The following is a 16,609-nucleotide window of genomic DNA, read 5'->3' on the forward strand; positions in this document are numbered from 1 at the left end:
TCAAAACGGTGTGTGAGGAGCGGGCGCAGTCGATCCCGCCTCCTCTTCGAGCCACTTTGTTGAGGCTCCTGCGGCTGCGCTTTTCCCGCTCCTCGCACGACGAGAATTCCCGAAATCCCGCCCGTCGGGCGTCGCTCACGCTGATTTCTCCGATACTCTTCATTGTTCCTGGCCGGCCCTGCTCGCGGCGCTCCGCGCCGGCTCGTTCACACGGGCAGCGGCGTTGTTCCCGGCTGCATGAAACCGGTTCGTGCCGACGCATGCCTTCATATCGTCGCGCCGGAACCAGATCGCCCGGCCGCACCGAAGCGGCGCGTTTCCAGCGGTAAAGACGATCTGCTCGTCGGCGCGCAGGCGAAGCACTTCGTGCGGCTGGATCAGCGGCCGCGCGGCGAGCTGTTTCGACCGCGTGCGCGACGAACCTTTCGCTTGGGAACTGCGACTGACCTGGTCGATCTCGACCGTCGTCATGCCGCAGCGACGCGAGATGTAATCTGCGGTTTCGGGATCGTTGATAGCCGCGAAACTGATCCAGCTCGCGCTCTCGAACCATTTGCTGGCGGCGTCGCGACCGCCATAGGTTTCACGCATCTGGCCGATCGACTGATAGATCATGACGAGCGTGATGCCGTATTTGCGCCCGGCGTCGCGTGCCGTCTCCAGGATGCGCATGTAGCCGAGCCGCGCCACCTCATCGAGGAGAAAGAGCGCCCTGCCCTTCATCACACCATCGCGATTGTAGATCGCGTTGAGGAAGGCGCCAATGATGACGCGCGCAAGGCCCGCGTGCGTCTCCAGCGCCTTGAGGTCGATGTTGATGAAAATGTCGGTGTTGCCCGCGGCAAGATCGCTCGTCGAAAACGTCGTGCCCGAAACCAGCGCTGCATAGTTCGGATAGGAAAGCCAGTGCGTCTCCTTCACCGCATTGGCGTAGACGCCGGAGAAGGTTTCGGGCGTCATGTTGACGAAGGCCGCGACATTCTCCTTGACGAAATCCGAGTTCGAATTGTCGTAGATCTCCTGCAGGCGCTGGCGCAGCTGCGGCTCGGGCTCGGAGAGATTCTTGCGAACCTGCCGCAGCGTCTGTTCGCTCTCGGCCGTATGACCGGAGAGGCAAACATCGGCAATCAATGCGGTCAACAATTGCAAGGCCGATGCCCGAAAGAAGTCGTCGCGCACGCCACGCGCGCCGCCGCTATCGCTCATGATCCATGAGGCGACCGAGGCGATATCCTCTTCCTTCGTCCCGCCGAATTGCCCGATCCAGTCGAGCGCGTTGAAGCCGGTCTCCGGGTTTTTGGGGTCGAGCACGAAGACGTCGCGGTCGGCGCTCGCGCGGTGGGCAGTTACCATCGGCGCCACCTCGTTCGACGGATCGAGAACGATGAGCGAGCCGCCCCACTTCAGCGCCGTCGGGATCGTCACCGATGTCGTCTTGAAGCCGCCGGAGCCGGCAAACACGATGCCATGCGACGAGCCGAAGGAGCCGTCGAAGCAGATGAGCGGTGACTTGCCGCCGGCACCCCATGTTTCCGGATCGTCGGTACGAAACGCTTGCGAGCCGACGCTGTCCTTGTCGACACGATATCGCTCGCCGATCACGATACCACCCGCTTCTGCAAACAGCTTTTCCGCCTCCGCCAGTTTCATCCAGTCGGACTCGCCATGGAGCGCCCGCTTGCCGCGAATGCGTCTGGGCTCGGAACTGGCGAAGGCCGCGTTGCCGATGAGCGCGACGCGGCATGCAAAGCAGGTCGCCATCAACGCCGCCCCCGCTCCGATCAGCGTCGCCGGATCGACATAGGTGAGAATGGACCTGGCCCGTGGCACATGGTGCACGAATGCCAACAAGCGCAGGGTCTCGCGAAGCGTGGCGATCAGGATCACGCCAAGACCGCCGGCGACGACACCCCATCCCGCTGACTTGATCCTGATCGCGCCGGCACTTGCGAACAGGAAGACAATGCCGATGAGCGCTGCCGTGAGATACGGCGAGGCGATGCCGGCGCGGCCGAGCATCTGGCGTGCGGCTTCCGTCTTTCCAAAGGCGGACAGCCAATGCTCGATCCCGGTCATGCCGATGGCAGAAAACATCATCAGCAGCGCCGGCGTGATGAGGAGGATCAATCTAGTCATCGGCTTTCCCGAAGGCCTCCGCGCCGATGGCAATGAGGCGAGATCGTTCCGTCTCGTCGCCCCTGATGCGGTGGCCAAGCTCAATCAATGCGCCCAAGAGCAGCGCGCGCTTCTCATAGCGAAGACCGGCTTTGACGATTAGTCCGCCAAGCTCGATCTTTTCCCGCGTGTCTTTTTTGCGGGCGTCGGATGTGGTCGTGCGGGCCATTCGCTCAAGCCTCGCCAGCGCTGCTCTCAGCCGCGCCAGGCGGGACCGCCACGGCCTGGCCGCTCGTGGCGCCACCTGCTCCTGCCCTCTCCTTCCCGCTCGAGCCTGTCTTTCGCGATCCTTGGCCGCCGCGAAACCACGTGGCCAGTTCCTCGAAAGCCGCTTGCAACTCTGTCTCGTCGAGCTCGATCTCACCGAGACCAGCCTTGAGCGCGATCCGGCCAATGCGCTCGGCCTCACGGGTCTCGGCAGCCTTGAGCTGCTCCTGCAGCTTGGCGATTTCGTCGCGGATTTTTGAGGATGGTTTCTTCATGTCCGTTCGTCTCCTTGGCGAGAAAGCGTGTCTTTCAAGCCCAGTCTTTCCGATCGGAGTGCGCAACGCACCACTGTGAATCCTGCAATCGCCAGCGGCAATGTTTTCGTGGATCATCCCGGCCGTTCCAAAGGAGCGGCTTCCAAGGGCGCAATTATACGTCGCTGGCGCGACATCTTGGCTTTGGGCCCTGGCGGGGCCGGCCGCTTCCGACGAACTTTTTGATTTTGTTCGCAATCGGGAAAGAATTCTGTCGTGGCCGTCCCCCATTTCTCCGTCAGCGTCGTCGCCCGCGGCTCCGGCCGCAGCGCCGTCTTGTCGGCGGCGTACAGACATTGCGCCAGGATGGAGTACGAGCGCGAAGCCCGAACCATAGATTACACCCGCAAGCAGGGCCTGCTGCATGAGGAGTTCGTGATCCCCGCCGACGCGCCGGAATGGCTACGCATGATGATCGCCGATCGCTCGGTGTCAGGCGCCTCCGAAGCCTTCTGGAACAGGGTTGAAGATTTCGAGAAGCGGTCCGATGCGCAGCTCGCCAAGGACGTGACTATCGCCCTGCCGCTCGAACTGACCGCCGAACAGAACATCGCCCTGGTGAGAGATTTCGTCGCGCGGCACATCACGGCCAACGGGATGGTCGCCGACTGGGTCTACCACGACGCGCCGGGCAATCCGCATGTGCACCTGATGACCACCCTGCGGCCGCTGACAGCGGGCGGTTTCGGCGCCAAGAAGGTGGCGGTACTGGGGCCGGACGGCAAACCGGTCCGCAACGACGCCGGCAAGATCGTCTACGAACTCTGGGCCGGCGGCATCGATGATTTCAACGCGTTTCGCGATGGGTGGTTTGCCTGCCAGAACCGGCATCTGGCGCTCGCCGGTCTCGACATTCGCGTCGATGGCCGCTCGTTCGAGAAGCAGGGGCTCGCTCTGGAGCCGACCGTCCATCTCGGCGTCGGGACCAAGGCGATCGAGCGGAAATGCGACGGCGCGTCGAAGCCGGCGGAACTGGAGCGTCTTGAATTGCAGGAGACACGCAGGGCCGAGAACGCCCGGCGCATCCAGCGAAATCCGGAGCTCGTCCTCGACCTGATCGTGCGCGAGAGAAGCGTCTTCGATGAACGGGATGTCGCCAAGATCCTGCACCGTTACATCGACGATGCGGCCCTGTTTCAGAGTCTCATGGCCCGCATCCTGCACAGCCCGCAGACCCTCCGTCTGGAGCGCGAGCGGATCGACTTTGCCACCGGCGCCCGATTGCCGGCCAAATACACGACGCGGGACATGATCCGCCTGGAAGCTGATATGGCTCACCGCGCCATCTGGCTGTCTGAGCGTTCGTCGCATGGCGTTCGAAACCCGGCGCTGGCGGTGATATTCCAGCGTCACGAGCGTCTGTCGGACGAGCAGAGAGCGGCGATCGAACATGTGGCGGGAGCCGAGCGGATTGCCGCCGTGATCGGCCGGGCCGGCGCCGGCAAGACGACGATGATGAAGGCTGCGCGCGAGGCGTGGGAACTGGCAGGCTACCGCGTCGTCGGCGGCGCACTTGCGGGCAAGGCGGCCGAGGGTCTCGAAAAGGAAGCGGGCATCGTCTCACGCACGCTGTCGTCCTGGGAGCTTCGCTGGAACGAGGGACGCAACCAGTTTGATGACAGGACGATCTTTGTGCTGGACGAGGCCGGCATGGTGTCGTCGCGGCAGATGGCACTCATCGTCGAAGCAGTGACGAAGGCCGGCGCCAAGCTGGTTCTCATCGGCGATCCGGAACAATTGCAGCCAATCGAGGCGGGTGCCGCCTTCCGCGCCATTGCCGATCGCATCGGTTATGCGGAACTCGAAACCATCTATCGTCAGCGCGAGCAGTGGATGCGCGACGCTTCGCTCGATCTTGCCCGTGGCAATGTCGGCAAGGCCGTCGATGCCTATCGGGCGAACGGAAAGCTGATCGGCGCCGAGCTGAAGGCCGACGCGGTCTCAAACCTCATCACCGACTGGAACCGCGACTATGATCCGGCCAGGTCGTCGCTGATCCTCGCGCACCTTCGTCGTGACGTGCGCATGCTCAACGCGTTGGCGCGATCAAAACTCGTCGAGCGCGGGATTGTTGCCGAGGGTTTTGCCTTCAGGACCGAAGAAGGAGAACGGAAATTTGCCGCCGGCGACCAGCTCGTATTCCTGAAAAACGAGGGTTCGCTCGGCGTCAAGAACGGCATGCTCGCGAGGGTCGTCGAGGCCGCGCCCGGCCGTATTGTCGCAGCGATCGGCGAAGGTGAACACCGCCGCCAGATCACGGTCGAACAGCGCTTCTACAACAACCTCGATCATGGCTATGCCACGACCATCCACAAATCCCAGGGCGCGACCGTCGACCGGGTCAAGGTGCTCGCATCGCTCTCGCTCGACCGGCATCTCGCTTACGTGGCGATGACCCGTCACCGCGAGGATCTCGGTGTCTATTACGGACGGCGATCCTTCTTCAAGGCCGGCGGGCTGATCCCGATCCTGTCCCGGTTAAATGCCAAGGAAACAACGCTCGATTACGACAAGGGCACGTTCTACCGCCAGGCACTTGCCTTCGCCGAAGCGCGCGGCATGCATCTCGTTACAGTTGCCCGAACGCTGGTTCGCGACCGGCTGGACTGGACCATCCGGCAGAAGACCAGGATTGCTGAACTCGGCGCCCGGCTTGCCGCCGTTGCCGGCAAGCTCCGGCTCATCCGCGCGACCCTGCATACTCCCGACCGACCAAATATCAAGGAGGCAAGACCGATGGTCACAGGCATCACCACCTTTGCCAAATCAATCGATCAGGCGATCGAGGACAAGGTCGCCGCGGATCCCGGATTGAAGAAGCAATGGGAGGAAGTCTCAAGTCGCTTCCATCTTATCTACGCAGAGCCTGAGCGCGCCTTCAAGGCTGTCAATGTCGACGCGATGGTCAAGGATGGGAGCGTCGCAAAGACCACCTTGCAGAAGATCGGATCGGAGCCCGAACAGTTCGGCGCGCTCAAGGGCAAGATGGGGATCTTCGCCAGCCGTTCCGACAGCCGAGAGCGCGAGAAGGCTCTGACCAATGCCCCGGCACTTGCGCGCAATCTTGAACGCTATCTGCGCCAGCGGGCGGAAGCCGAGCGCAAATTCGAGGTCGAAGAGCGCGCCGTCCGTTTGAAAGTGTCGGTCGATATCCCGGCGCTTTCGACGAACGCGAAACAGACGCTCGAACGGGTTCGCGACGCGATCGACCGCAACGACCTGCCAGCCGGCCTTGAATTCGCGCTCGCCGACAAGATTGTCAAGGCTCAGCTGGAGGGATTTGCCAAAGCCGTATCGGAGCGATTTGGTGAGCGCACCTTCTTGTCCCTTGCTGCAAAAGACGCCAACGGCCAGACCTTCAATGCCGTCACCACGGGAATGACTGCAGGTCAGAAGGCCGAGGTGCAATCAGCGTGGAATTCGATGCGAACGGTGCAGCAGCTGGCCGCGCATGAGCGCACGACAGTGGCGCTGAAACAGGCGGAAACCTTGCGTCAGACAAAGAGCCAGGGGCTCTCACTCAAATGACGGAAACAATGTCTATGCGTCGGCTGAGAAATACTCAAGGAGCGAATGCGGCCGCGCTCCTGTTGATGGCGGCATGCGTCCTTGGTGGCGGTGCTGTCGCCGCATTCACCGCCGGATACCGCATCAACCTGACACCGAGCGAACCGCTTGGTCTCTGGCGCATCGTCGCGCTTGATCGTCCACCGGCGGCAGGCGATCTCGTCTTCATCTGCCCTCCGCAGACGCCGGCAATGCGCGTGGCGAGGGAGCGTGGCTATCTGCGCTTTGGGACCTGCCCGGGCGGGGTTGCGCCACTCATCAAGACGATTATCGCCCTTGCTGGGCAGCATGTCGAAATCGGCGCTCACGTGTCGGTCGATGGGGTGAGGGTTCCATTCTCCGATGTCGCGACGCGAGATGGAAGCGGACGGCCGATGGCGCCCGATTCCGGCGGCGTCGTGCCGGCGGCACAGGTCTTTCTCCATTCGCCGTTTAGCGGTTCCTTTGACTCCCGCTATTTCGGTCCCCTACCCGTGTCGGGCATCCTCGGGCTGGCAAAGCAGGTGCTCACCAATGCACCGTAAGTACCGTCAGCCAGTCCTGTTGCTTGCCGCGTCCATCGTCGCCGGAACAGTGGCTTGGAGCGGCAACGCCCTCTCTCTTCCGATCGCGCTGATGTTTCCGGTTCTCTGGGCGCTTGCGCGAACGAGACTGACGACCGCATGTGTCTCGGCCGGTTATTTCCTGGCGGCATCCCGGGGGCTGCCGCAGGGCGTTGCCACCTTCTATGCATCAGATCTTCGGCCGGGCCTGGCTCTATGGCTATGCGCCTCGCTTGGCTTTGTCGGCGTTCATACAATGCTGTGGACGAGATGCGAACGCGCTCGAGCGCTTCGTTATCTCGCCGCTGCCTCGCTCATGGCCATTCCGCCATTCGGCATCATCGGCTGGGCGCATCCGATCACCGCCGCGGGCGTGTTGTTTCCCGGATGGGGATGGTGGGGGCTTCTTGCCACGACAGCCGGCTTCATGGGCCTCGTAACCCGCATGTGGCCAGCTGTCGCGATGATGCTTTCAGGCTTTTGGCTGTGGTCCGCCGCATTCTGGACCGACCCGACGCTACCGGAAACGTGGCGCGGCGTCGATCTCGAATTGGGCGCTTCACTCGGCCGCGACATCAGCATGATCAGGCACCGTGATCTGATTGCCACGGTGATGGCTCAAGCATCCCGCGGCGCACGCACCATCGTGCTTCCCGAAAGCGCTCTTGGATTCTGGACCCCCACCGTCGAACGGTTATGGGTGCAGGCGCTGCAGGAGACGGACCTGACCGTTGTCGCCGGCGCGGCGATCGTCGATGCGCGCGGATACGACAATGTTCTGGTTGCTCTTTCGGGTGGCGGCGCCCGGATGCTGTATCGGGAGCGCATGCCGGTTCCCGGCTCGATGTGGCAGCCGTGGCGCCCCCTTCTCGGTCAAAGCGGTGGCGCGCGGGCGCACTTCTTCGCCAATCCGGTCGTCGACCTAACCGGCGAGCGAGTTGCGCCCCTGATCTGTTACGAGCAACTGGTCGTCTGGCCGGTACTGCAATCAATGCTTGATGACCCGGACCTCATCCTCGCTGTGGGCAACGGCTGGTGGACCAAGGGGACATCCATCGTCGCCATCCAACGCGCCAGCGCGCAAGCCTGGGCCCGTCTGTTCGGCAAGCCCTTGGTGATTTCCTTCAATACCTGAGCCCCATGGAGACCTCATGCTCGACGCAGACCTGATCCGACACTGTGGCGACCCTTCATTGAAGCCCGCGATCGTCGAGCGGTTCGTGAGCGCCGCCGGCTCGAACGATCCGCTTGCGATCACTGTCAAATCCGGCGGCCGATTGATCCTCGTTCCAAAGGCGACGTCGGCCGAACAAGCGATGGCAATCGTCCGGCAATATGTCGGTCAGGCAATGGTTCGCGTCGGCCTGACGCAGTTTCCAGCCGGCATCGGCATCACGGATGCCGCTGATCTGAAACCCGATCTTGTCGATGCCTGCCAAAACCTGCGCAAGGGGACGGCGATGTTTGCCAAAGTGCTCAGGGCCGTTGCCAAGTGGTACGGCAATCCCAAGAGCGATGACGTCTTCCCGCAGATATTCGAGGATGCGGTCTATGCCTGGAAAACCGGAGAGTTCGAAGGCGTGAGTGTATTCCAGGTGGAAGATCCCGGAACAGACGTGACGGTCGACAACACGCTGCCTGCGGAAGACGGCGAGGCGAACAGCGACATGCCTCTTCCTGCGGATAAAAATGCCGACAGCGGCGAGAAAAGCGAGAGCGTCGGCGCGGCGGAAATGCGGATCGATCTGTCGAGGATTGGCGGAAAGTGATCTCGTGGAACGGGACGCAAACTGCCTAGTGTGCAAGGCCACCTTCCTGTGCTCGACCAAGGATCCAAAGGGGAGAAATGGTGCATGAAGTCCGTCTGAACCAGGCGGCGTTGAGGGCATCCCGACGTGTCCAGTCCCTTGCACGGTGTCGGGTTTTTGTATATATTGCGTGTCGGGTGTTTGCAGAAAGAAGTTGACCATGCACCAGCCGAAGACACTGAAGCAGAAAATCAAAACCCGCGTCGCAAGAACGAAGAAGACCGACGTCTTTCTTCCGCGGGATTTTGCTGACCTCAGTGGCGAGGACCAGGTTCTGCGCGCTCTTCGGTCCCTGGTCCACGATGGCACGCTCATGCGGCTGGGTTATGGTGTCTACGCCCGCGCCATGCGATCGCGCCTGTCTGGCCGGCTCATAGTGTCCAGTTCCAACGGCTTTCACAGCGCGGCACTTCAAGCGCTCAACAAGCTCGGTGTGCCTTGGGAACAGAGCGAGAGCACCAAAGCCTATAATGAAGGCCGCTCCACCCAGATTCCCGTAAACCCGACCGTCAAGGTCAAGGCGCGGTTCAACCGGCGGCTGTCCGATGGCCGCACGGAGCTTCGCGTTGAACGATAAGCCAGACCAGAAGACACTTCTGGAAGTGCAGGAATTTTTCGGCCTTCCTTCGCCGGCTCTGGTCGAGAAGGACTGGTTTGTCGTTCGGGCGCTCACCGCCATCCATGATGTTAAGGTCGATGGACTGACGCTCGCGTTTGGCGGTGGAACGGCGCTTGGACGCGCCTATCGCCTGGTCGAACGCATGTCGGAGGATATCGACCTGCGCATCGTGGGCGAAAAGGCGAACTCCCGCGGCGCTCTCAAGCGTCTGCGAGGCGAGGTCAACGAGAGGCTTCACGCAGCAGGTTTCGCGGTGGAAGGCCATTACGTCGTCAAACAAAACGACAGGTATGTCCGGTACGATCTACCCTATGTCCCCATCGCAAAAGGAGAGGGCGTCTTGCGCCCGGAGATCAAGATCGAAATCTCCGCGTTTCCGATTTGCACGGCGCCCGAAAAGCGCTCGGTCTCGTCCTTTGTCAACGAGGCCAGTGGCGCTGACGCCGAGGCGACGGATGTCGCGTGCGTGAGACTGGTCGAAACCGCAGCGGACAAGTTCGTTGCGCTTGGGCGCCGTGCCGGTTTTGCCTTATCGGGGCTTGGAGATCTCGACCACACGCTTGTCCGTCACGTCTATGACTTGTCGCGCATGGACGGGCACTATGATGCGGACGAGGCGGCCGCGATTGCCTTGGAAACGATGAAGGCTGAAGCGGAAAGCCGCGCTGAGGACTATCCTGCGTATAAAGCTGACCCGAAAACGGAAACGCTGCGCGCCTACGAGCTCATGTCCAAGGACGAAAAGTTCGCGGAGAATTACACGAAGCTGCTCGGCGACCTTGTCTATGGTGAGAGACCGGAATTCGCATCCGCGTTCGAGAAGATACAAAGGTTCGCCGAACGGATCCGCAACGCTTGAGGGTTCAGCAGGCGTTTGCTCGTAGCAACGCCGTCCGGTACCGGAACTTCCCCGCCATTGTCACTTTGCCAGCAACTCAGCCGGTTCGATGCCGAGAGCCGTGCAGATTTGCCCGAGTACGGTAACGCTCGCGGACACGTTGGCACGTTCGATCTTGCCGATATAGCGCGTGCTCAGCCCGGCACGGTGAGCCAACTCTTCCTGCGTCATTTGCTTGGCATGACGGATCCGACGCAGGTTGATCGCCATGACCTCCTTGAGATCCATGACGTGAGCCGAGCCTGAATAGGAAAAATCGTTCCAGGAACGATAGTTCCGATTCATCCCGGCGTGTGCTATTGCGTGCCAGTCTGTAGATTACTCATCGAAGATGATCGTTTTGACATGGACCGTTGAACGCGCGTCGAATACTGCGACAGAGCCGAGTTCGACGCATCGGATTGGGAAGGAAAAGAAATGAAAGACGCAGGTTCCTCGGAAGGCCATGAAGACCAGAGGAAACCTCAATACGATCTGATGGACAAGACGGAACTGGAGGCGCTGGCGGTTTCAGCCATTCGCGAGCATCGTCGTCTCCTCGCGGCCGATCAGGTCGTTTATGAGGAGTGGGTGCGTGCAAGCGACGATCCCTCGACCGCCAGTTCAGTGCTGCAAACGCTCCAGGATGAACACGTTGCCCGCCACAGGAGGTCCGAGGTTCAGCAGGAGGTACTCTCGGACATCCTTGATGCGCTGGGCTTCGTGCCCGAGGTGCCCTTGGAAGATGATGTACGCTAAAGGTCCAGCAGACCGCGATCTTTAGCGATGGCGATAAGGTGCGGCACCGATTCCGCACCGAGCTTGTTGCGGGCTTTATCAAGATTGCATTGCACGGTCCTGGCGCTAATGCCGGCTATAGCAGCTATCGCCAGGGTGCTCTTTCCTTTTGCCGCCCACGTCATGCAATACGTCTCGCGCGGCGATAGAACCTGCTTTGGGTTGATTGCGGTTTTGGCAGCAATGATCTTCAACTGGTAATGAACCGTCATGACGAGTTGGATTGCTCTCTTCTGGTCGAATGGAGCGGGAACGTCCACTTTTCTTTGCGAAGACGCGAACGTCAGCATCATCGAGGCGCCGTAACCGCCTTCAACAGGGATCGTCATGCCGCAACGGATGCCGTGATCGATCGCCTCATCGCGAAACCTTCTGACTGGTGAAGACCCGCGTGCAGGCCAGTCTTCAGCGGACCAGGTGAAAACATCCCATCGGCGCTTCGCCTCTGTTATCACGGGATCGATGTCGGAATAGTCGGCGGAGAGATAGACGCCCTCCCAAGGCTTCGGGTAGGAGTTGAATGTGTTGATCTGGGCGCCTTCTTTTTGGAGATAGGCAAACCGTTCGTATCCGCAAAAACGTGCGAACCGCTTCAAGGCTCCTTTGATCATGAACTCGTCTTGCGCGGCTTCCAGCATGTCAACGAGTGAGCGAAATTCTTCATCCACGGACGTCTCTCCTATCTCCTCGACCTGCGAATCGATCCCGGCTCAAGTGATCGAGACGCTGGATTTGAGTTTTGCCACTTTGCCACGAGGGCTTGGCTGCCATTTGCCAAATGACAATTTGCACGCAACCCAAGGTGATGGATTGCTGCGAAGCGGTTTCAACTTGCCATGCAGGGTAGCACTACCCACAAAAAGCAAGCTTTCAAGCCCCTTCACTCTAAAAAGATGATAAATCGAGAAAGGGTTTTGCGTCCGAGTTGTTCACGCCCGGCAAAGCCCGTCACAGCACTCGCCGGTCAAAAACGTGCCGCTTGCTGCGGCTTTTCCCCCGCGATTGCGGTTGCTTCGAAGCGTGCCTCCTATGTCGTCAATCAAGCGGAGTACGCATCGCTCCCAAGCTCCCGGCGTTACGAAACTGGCTGATCACATAGGCGGCGCCCCACAGTCCCTGATTGAGTATCGGGCGGGGTGATGCCTCAACGACGACGGCTGCGACCTGGCAAGTCTTGCTTGTCGTGCGGGCAACCTGAAACGTCACTCAATCACGTGCCCGGGGGCGCTAGTGGTGAGCAAATAAACTCACCTGTTGGTTTTGGGAGGCTCGAGCCGACCGCGCGCTTCGCGAATGGCTCTGACCACGCGGAGAGAAACATTCGGTTCACTCAAGATTTCGCCATCGCTCAAATCATCGAAGTCTTGAGCCGCCGGTAAGCCGTATTGCGCAACAGGCGTTCAATGACGGATTTTGGCATGCCGCTGTTTTCCAGCCGATCCGGGTGATCTTCGGGCACGTCTTCAAATTCGTCATATGGGTTCATGATTGGAGCCCTTCGGTTGGTCACGAACGCTCGACGCGCAGAGGATCCGTCTGTCATCATACCCGGCGCGGCGAACGCGAGAGGCTTGCCAGAAATTGCCAGGTGGAGATACGTGCAAATCTAAACCGTTGCTAGCCGGAGGCTGCTCGGCCTGATGATCGCAGCGGCGGGGCCTCCAACGACAAGTCAGTGTAGGCATGCATTATGTTGTTGACATGACATTGTTATTTTAATCGCTATTTACACTGTGCGCAAAAGTGTGTGTGCGTAAGTGACGAAAATCGGCCACTTTCGAGGTGTCCGACGACAAATTTAATTAGGAAAGAGGCGCTGAGCACGGGGGTCATCATTGGCGCGAGTAGGGCTGCGCTCGGCGCGGTACGATTGCACGGCAGATCGGGCTAGCGGCACAAAACTTTGTCTCCGACAGCCGACCATCGATCGGCGCATTTACCTTCTAGCACGACGCCAACCGGCAGCACGGGCTTCAGCTTCCGAGCAAAACCATTTCTCGCCGTACTGCGGGGAAATCCTGGTCGCGTCGTAATACTCCTGGCCCGGCACGTGGTAGATGCGCTCACCGCTGTTGATGCTCACATTGCCTTTGATAGTGCAGCCGACGGCGAAGGCAGGGACTGGAGCCGACATATCTGCAACTTCAACGCCGAAGTATCCGACCACCCCTGCCCCGATGATGGCGAGATAGAACGCCTCCATCGTGAACCGCGGGCGGGATTGTTTCTTGGTCCGATATTTCGGCGAGAATGAACGATGGGTTGGCATGCGCCATCAAGTGCGAATCTTAGGCGCTACTGCAAGCCTTGGCTGAATCGGTAGTTAATCCTCGTCTGCGCCATCTATTAAAATGCATCGCAAATGATGTAGGCAGGCCGCTACTCTCAAGCACCTATCGTTCGCGGAAAGTCTTTTAGAAAAGCGCTGTCAGGTCGCGCCGGCCATCGACCACGCGGACAATCTCGACCGCATGGACCTCGCCGTCATCCGTATCGGGGCGGGTCTCGTACAGGATCACATACGGCGCTTCGACCAGCATCCGCGCGGTACGGAAAATCTCCGGATGGCGCTCGCCAAGACGCGGATGGTCGACAAGCAAGCCGGCTTTGTACCGGAATTGCTGAAAATACCGCTCGGCCGCCTGCGGCTGCTCTCTACCTATTTCAACGAAGATTTGCTTAACGTCGGCCCGCGCCTTCGGCGTCCATAGAAGCTTAACCGCCATGTCCGCGATCGGCCTTCAGTTCTTGCCGCGCTTCCTCAAGCACTTCATCGAAATCGACCGGCGACGCGGCGCCGCTTGCCTTGCCCTCGGCCCACATCTCGCGCATCTTTTGGATATCGCCGCGACGTTGCTGCCATTTCGCCGACCAGTCGCGCATGGCTTCGCGGATAACTTCGCTGCTGCTGGCATAGGCTCCGCTCTGGACCGCGTCACGCAACAAGTCGGCTTGTTGCGGCGTCATCGAGACGCTGATCTTTTCAACATTGGCCATAATTCACCTCCATGCACTTATGGTAGGAATTATTACCACCGTCTGACACCCCCGCCAAGAACTTTGCGTTTCCGATGTAAGCGGCAACGGACAAGCAATCAGTTGAGGGGTGGTGGACATGCCACCCCTCAACTTGTGCTGCTTACGCGCGGCGAAGGCCGTGCGTGGTAGAATTCGGATGAAGACACCGAATTTGGCCCTCATCGATGCGAGCGGCCCGGATCGCCAGGCCGGTCTCCGTTCGAATGGCCCGGATAATCGGCGCAGTGGCCCGAGTTCGTCGCATCCCAAGGGCACCAGATGGGGATAATCGACATGGACACCCGTATCATCGACCATCACGGCGCTGGTCCAGCGGCCGTCGTTGATGCGGTATTCACGGGTGTCTTGGTCGATGTCGAGCTCATCCAGCAAGTCGATGGTGATGCGCCCGAAAATCTCGATCTCGGCCGCGAACTGATAGCCGGTGCATTCATCGCTACCGTCGAGAGGTCGCCGCTCCCATGCCAGAATGATCCAGATACGATCGATGGCGGCCTCGAGCCCGTCAATCAGGCGATCATGCAGTTCGCGGGAGAAATCACCGTCGCAGCAAGAGCGGCTTGCGAGGACGGCGAGCCGGAAGCCGGCAAGTTTGGCGTAGAGCATCAGGCAGTCATCGGAAGTCATAGGATCTCCTTCATCCTGAAGGCGGAGATCGGCGCAACCAACGTCTCCGCGTTATCATTCAAACAGGGGCTTAGGTTTGAGGCGGAGGGTAGGTCTTTTTGGATTCGATGCCCCGCCGCTCGCCTTGGCTATTACGAAAGCAATGACGCCAGTGGCGGATTAAGAAATAAAAGGTCGTGGAGATATCGCGATGCCCGCGCCCTTACGGCACGGATCCTTTGATAGGCGTGTAAATCATGACAGATGCACGCATCAGGAGCAATTCCTACGGAGCTATCGGAATGATCGGACTATCGCACCTGCCCGCCGCGTGCGCGGCGTTCCGTGGTTTTGTCCAGGGCCGGACACCTTGTTCAAGCTTGGTCACGGCCGCGGGTGATACGCTCGTATCGTCTATTGATAAACGTCGGTTCTTCTACCGCCGACGATAATAGGCATCCCATGCCAGTTTGATATCGAAGAACGTCCATTCCCGGCGACGTCCGTAGGCTGGGCTCGGACGGCTGGAGCACTCGTTCAAAGTGCTCTCGCGCTGGAACTTCATGAACCACGCGGTGGATTTAGGCTTACCCGTTCGAGGCAGCCGTGATCTGACGGATGATGCCGCTGTGGGCCCAGTGATCATGCGGGTTGGCGAGCGAGGCCGGGTCGGCCAGGTAGGCCCGAAGCTTCTGCAGGGCGGCGTCGTCCGGCGCCTGGTGAAGTTGCGCACGAAGCTCGTCGACGGCCAGGACCGCGCCTTGTTTGGCGGCCTCGGCCAGCATTTCGCGCAGTTGCATCTCGGTTAAGACAAGCGCATGCAAGGCTTCCACTCGCGTAGGCGGCGGACGATACGACGTGTCGCTGGCGCTTGAATGCGCTGCGGCGACCATGTGAAACGAAGCGGAGATTGTCCATGCCAGACGCGCAACCCCATCTCACCACGAAAAAGGATACGCAGCGTGGCTCCATCTGGCGTAAGTGGGATTTGCATATTCATGCTCCCGGCACAAAGCTCTCAAACGCCTTTGGGCAGGCGAGCGACGCCGTTTGGACTGCCTTTATAACGCAGCTTGAAGCGAGCGATGTTCAGGTCTTCGGCATCACTGACTATTGCAGAGACGCCCCCGGCGGAACGACCGTTGGCGGATGAGGACATAAAAGGTCTCAGAGATAATCGCGATGTCCCGCGCTGTTGCGGCGCGGATCCTTAACGGACACATGAATCATGGCAGATGAGCACATTTGGCACAACGCCCATGAAATATCGGATATCGCACTTGCCCGCCGCGTACCCGGCATTCCGTGGTTTCGAAGGCCGGACACCTTGTTCAAGGTTAGTCACAGCCATCAGCGATACGTTCGTATCGTCCGTTGATAGACGGCGGTTGTCCTACCGCCGGCGGTAATAGGCGTCCCACGCCAGTCTGATGTCGAAGAACGTCCACTCCCGGCGACGCCCGTAGGCCGGGCTCGGCCGATTGAAGCACTCATTCAGATTCGTTTCGCGCTGAAATTTCATGAACCACGGGGCGGATTTAGGTTTGCCGCGCGCCGTGACCGCGATCTTGCAGATGATCCCGCTGTGAGCCCAATGATCGTGCGGATTGGCAAGCGAGTCAGGGTCGACCAGATAGGCACGAAGCTTCTGCAAGGTCGCATCCTCCGGCGCCTGATGGAGTTGCGCCCGCAGCTCGTCGACGGCCATGGCTGCTCCGCGTCTGGCGGCCTCAGTCAGCATCTCGCGCAGTTGAGCGTCAGTTAGGACAACCGCCTGCAAGGCTTCCATGAGCAATGACTTTCGTTGGTGGGAGTGGTGCGACTGGAGATCACCGCACGCCCATTGACTCACAGCCGAAAAATGACGTCAATGCTACAGGGAAGTAGTCGCAAATGCGGCGAAGTCATGCGGCGTTTGCTTCAGACGGAGACCTAGGCGTTACGTCAGTAAGCTGCGTGTCCGTCGCGCTCGGACGACCGGCAATGAGACCAGTCATTTCTAAAGCCACGCCAGATGCTACTCATTGTTCAAGATAAAATCCTCAACAATAGTTCGA

General features: G+C 60.1%; 18 protein-coding genes and 2 pseudogenes. 8 read left to right on the plus strand and 12 right to left on the minus strand.

Going from position 1 to position 16,609, the window contains the following annotated elements; translation table 11 throughout:
* Nucleotides 1-159: 159 nt before the first annotated feature.
* Genes traG through traC form a run of 3 tightly spaced genes read right to left on the minus strand, consistent with a single transcriptional unit; the run spans nt 160 to nt 2,657 of the window.
* Nucleotides 160-2,136 carry a Ti-type conjugative transfer system protein TraG gene (gene traG, locus V8P77_RS12625; protein WP_264396650.1) on the minus strand — a complete coding sequence of 659 codons (1,977 nt, stop codon included), beginning with the start codon at nt 2,134-2,136 and terminating at the stop codon, nt 160-162.
* On the minus strand, nt 2,129-2,344 hold the full coding sequence (traD, locus tag V8P77_RS12630) for a type IV conjugative transfer system coupling protein TraD (protein ID WP_264396649.1): 216 nt from the start codon (nt 2,342-2,344) through the stop codon (nt 2,129-2,131). Before traD ends, traG begins: the two co-directional genes overlap by 8 nt.
* Nucleotides 2,345-2,348: 4 nt before the next feature.
* Nucleotides 2,349-2,657 (minus strand): conjugal transfer protein TraC, encoded by a 309-nt coding sequence (gene traC, locus V8P77_RS12635; RefSeq protein WP_264396648.1) that lies wholly within the window; start codon nt 2,655-2,657, stop codon nt 2,349-2,351.
* Nucleotides 2,658-2,912: 255 nt separating this feature from the next.
* Between traC and traA the strand changes: the two genes are divergently transcribed.
* From traA to V8P77_RS12665, 6 genes are all read left to right on the plus strand, one after another.
* Nucleotides 2,913-6,224, plus strand: a complete 3,312-nt coding sequence (gene traA, locus V8P77_RS12640) for a Ti-type conjugative transfer relaxase TraA (protein WP_264396647.1) — start codon at nt 2,913-2,915, stop codon at nt 6,222-6,224.
* 14 nt (nt 6,225-6,238) lie between these two features.
* A complete protein-coding gene (gene traF / locus V8P77_RS12645) occupies nt 6,239-6,787 on the plus strand; it encodes a conjugative transfer signal peptidase TraF (protein ID WP_373694588.1) in 549 nt (182 codons plus the stop codon).
* On the plus strand, nt 6,777-7,940 hold the full coding sequence (locus V8P77_RS12650; protein ID WP_264396646.1) for a conjugal transfer protein TraB: 1,164 nt from the start codon (nt 6,777-6,779) through the stop codon (nt 7,938-7,940). Before traF ends, V8P77_RS12650 begins: the two co-directional genes overlap by 11 nt.
* A 16-nt stretch (nt 7,941-7,956) precedes the next feature.
* On the plus strand, nt 7,957-8,574 hold the full coding sequence (locus V8P77_RS12655; RefSeq protein WP_264396645.1) for a TraH family protein: 618 nt from the start codon (nt 7,957-7,959) through the stop codon (nt 8,572-8,574).
* Nucleotides 8,575-8,773: 199 nt separating this feature from the next.
* A complete protein-coding gene (locus tag V8P77_RS12660) occupies nt 8,774-9,190 on the plus strand; it encodes a DUF6088 family protein (RefSeq protein ID WP_264396644.1) in 417 nt (138 codons plus the stop codon).
* A complete protein-coding gene (locus tag V8P77_RS12665) occupies nt 9,180-10,091 on the plus strand; it encodes a nucleotidyl transferase AbiEii/AbiGii toxin family protein (protein WP_264396643.1) in 912 nt (303 codons plus the stop codon). Before V8P77_RS12660 ends, V8P77_RS12665 begins: the two co-directional genes overlap by 11 nt.
* A gap of 60 nt (nt 10,092-10,151) precedes the next feature.
* Here V8P77_RS12665 and V8P77_RS12670 read toward each other — a convergent pair whose 3' ends face one another.
* Entirely contained in the window at nt 10,152-10,358 is a 207-nt protein-coding gene (locus V8P77_RS12670; protein ID WP_264396642.1) for a helix-turn-helix domain-containing protein, read from the minus strand.
* Between the two features lie 189 nt (nt 10,359-10,547).
* On the opposite strand from V8P77_RS12670, the gene V8P77_RS12675 reads away from it, so the two are divergent.
* Nucleotides 10,548-10,868: a transcriptional repressor TraM gene (locus V8P77_RS12675; protein ID WP_264396641.1), complete on the plus strand. Its 321-nt coding sequence runs from the start codon at nt 10,548-10,550 to the stop codon at nt 10,866-10,868.
* Here the strand turns inward: V8P77_RS12675 and V8P77_RS12680 are convergent.
* The 7 genes and pseudogenes from V8P77_RS12680 to V8P77_RS12710 form a co-directional block, all read right to left on the minus strand.
* A complete protein-coding gene (locus tag V8P77_RS12680; RefSeq protein WP_264396640.1) occupies nt 10,865-11,575 on the minus strand; it encodes an autoinducer binding domain-containing protein in 711 nt (236 codons plus the stop codon). The two genes, V8P77_RS12675 and V8P77_RS12680, sit on opposite strands and share 4 nt — an antisense overlap.
* Nucleotides 11,576-12,255: 680 nt before the next feature.
* On the minus strand, nt 12,256-12,393 hold the full coding sequence (locus tag V8P77_RS12685; RefSeq protein WP_264396639.1) for a hypothetical protein: 138 nt from the start codon (nt 12,391-12,393) through the stop codon (nt 12,256-12,258).
* A 450-nt stretch (nt 12,394-12,843) separates the two neighbouring features.
* Nucleotides 12,844-13,176, minus strand: coding sequence for a sunset domain-containing protein (locus tag V8P77_RS12690; protein ID WP_264396638.1), 333 nt, complete (start codon nt 13,174-13,176; stop codon nt 12,844-12,846).
* A 145-nt stretch (nt 13,177-13,321) separates the two neighbouring features.
* Nucleotides 13,322-13,633, minus strand: coding sequence for a type II toxin-antitoxin system RelE/ParE family toxin (locus V8P77_RS12695; RefSeq protein WP_264396637.1), 312 nt, complete (start codon nt 13,631-13,633; stop codon nt 13,322-13,324).
* On the minus strand, nt 13,623-13,904 hold the full coding sequence (locus tag V8P77_RS12700; RefSeq protein ID WP_264396636.1) for a type II toxin-antitoxin system ParD family antitoxin: 282 nt from the start codon (nt 13,902-13,904) through the stop codon (nt 13,623-13,625). The genes V8P77_RS12695 and V8P77_RS12700 overlap by 11 nt, the downstream gene beginning before the upstream one ends.
* 142 nt (nt 13,905-14,046) lie before the next feature.
* Nucleotides 14,047-14,573: pseudogene (locus V8P77_RS12705) on the minus strand (hypothetical protein).
* Between the two features lie 566 nt (nt 14,574-15,139).
* A complete protein-coding gene (locus V8P77_RS12710) occupies nt 15,140-15,376 on the minus strand; it encodes a hypothetical protein (RefSeq protein WP_264396635.1) in 237 nt (78 codons plus the stop codon).
* A 92-nt stretch (nt 15,377-15,468) separates the two neighbouring features.
* Between V8P77_RS12710 and V8P77_RS12715 the strand changes: the two are divergent.
* Nucleotides 15,469-15,666, plus strand: a pseudogene (locus V8P77_RS12715) (hypothetical protein); the annotation flags it as partial.
* Nucleotides 15,667-15,945: 279 nt separating this feature from the next.
* Here V8P77_RS12715 and V8P77_RS12720 read toward each other — a convergent pair.
* A complete protein-coding gene (locus V8P77_RS12720) occupies nt 15,946-16,260 on the minus strand; it encodes a hypothetical protein (protein WP_335912950.1) in 315 nt (104 codons plus the stop codon).
* Nucleotides 16,261-16,609 lie beyond the last annotated feature (349 nt).

Origin of the sequence: Rhizobium aouanii, from assembly GCF_037002925.1 — a bacterium.
Taxonomy (GTDB): domain Bacteria; phylum Pseudomonadota; class Alphaproteobacteria; order Rhizobiales; family Rhizobiaceae; genus Rhizobium; species Rhizobium aouanii.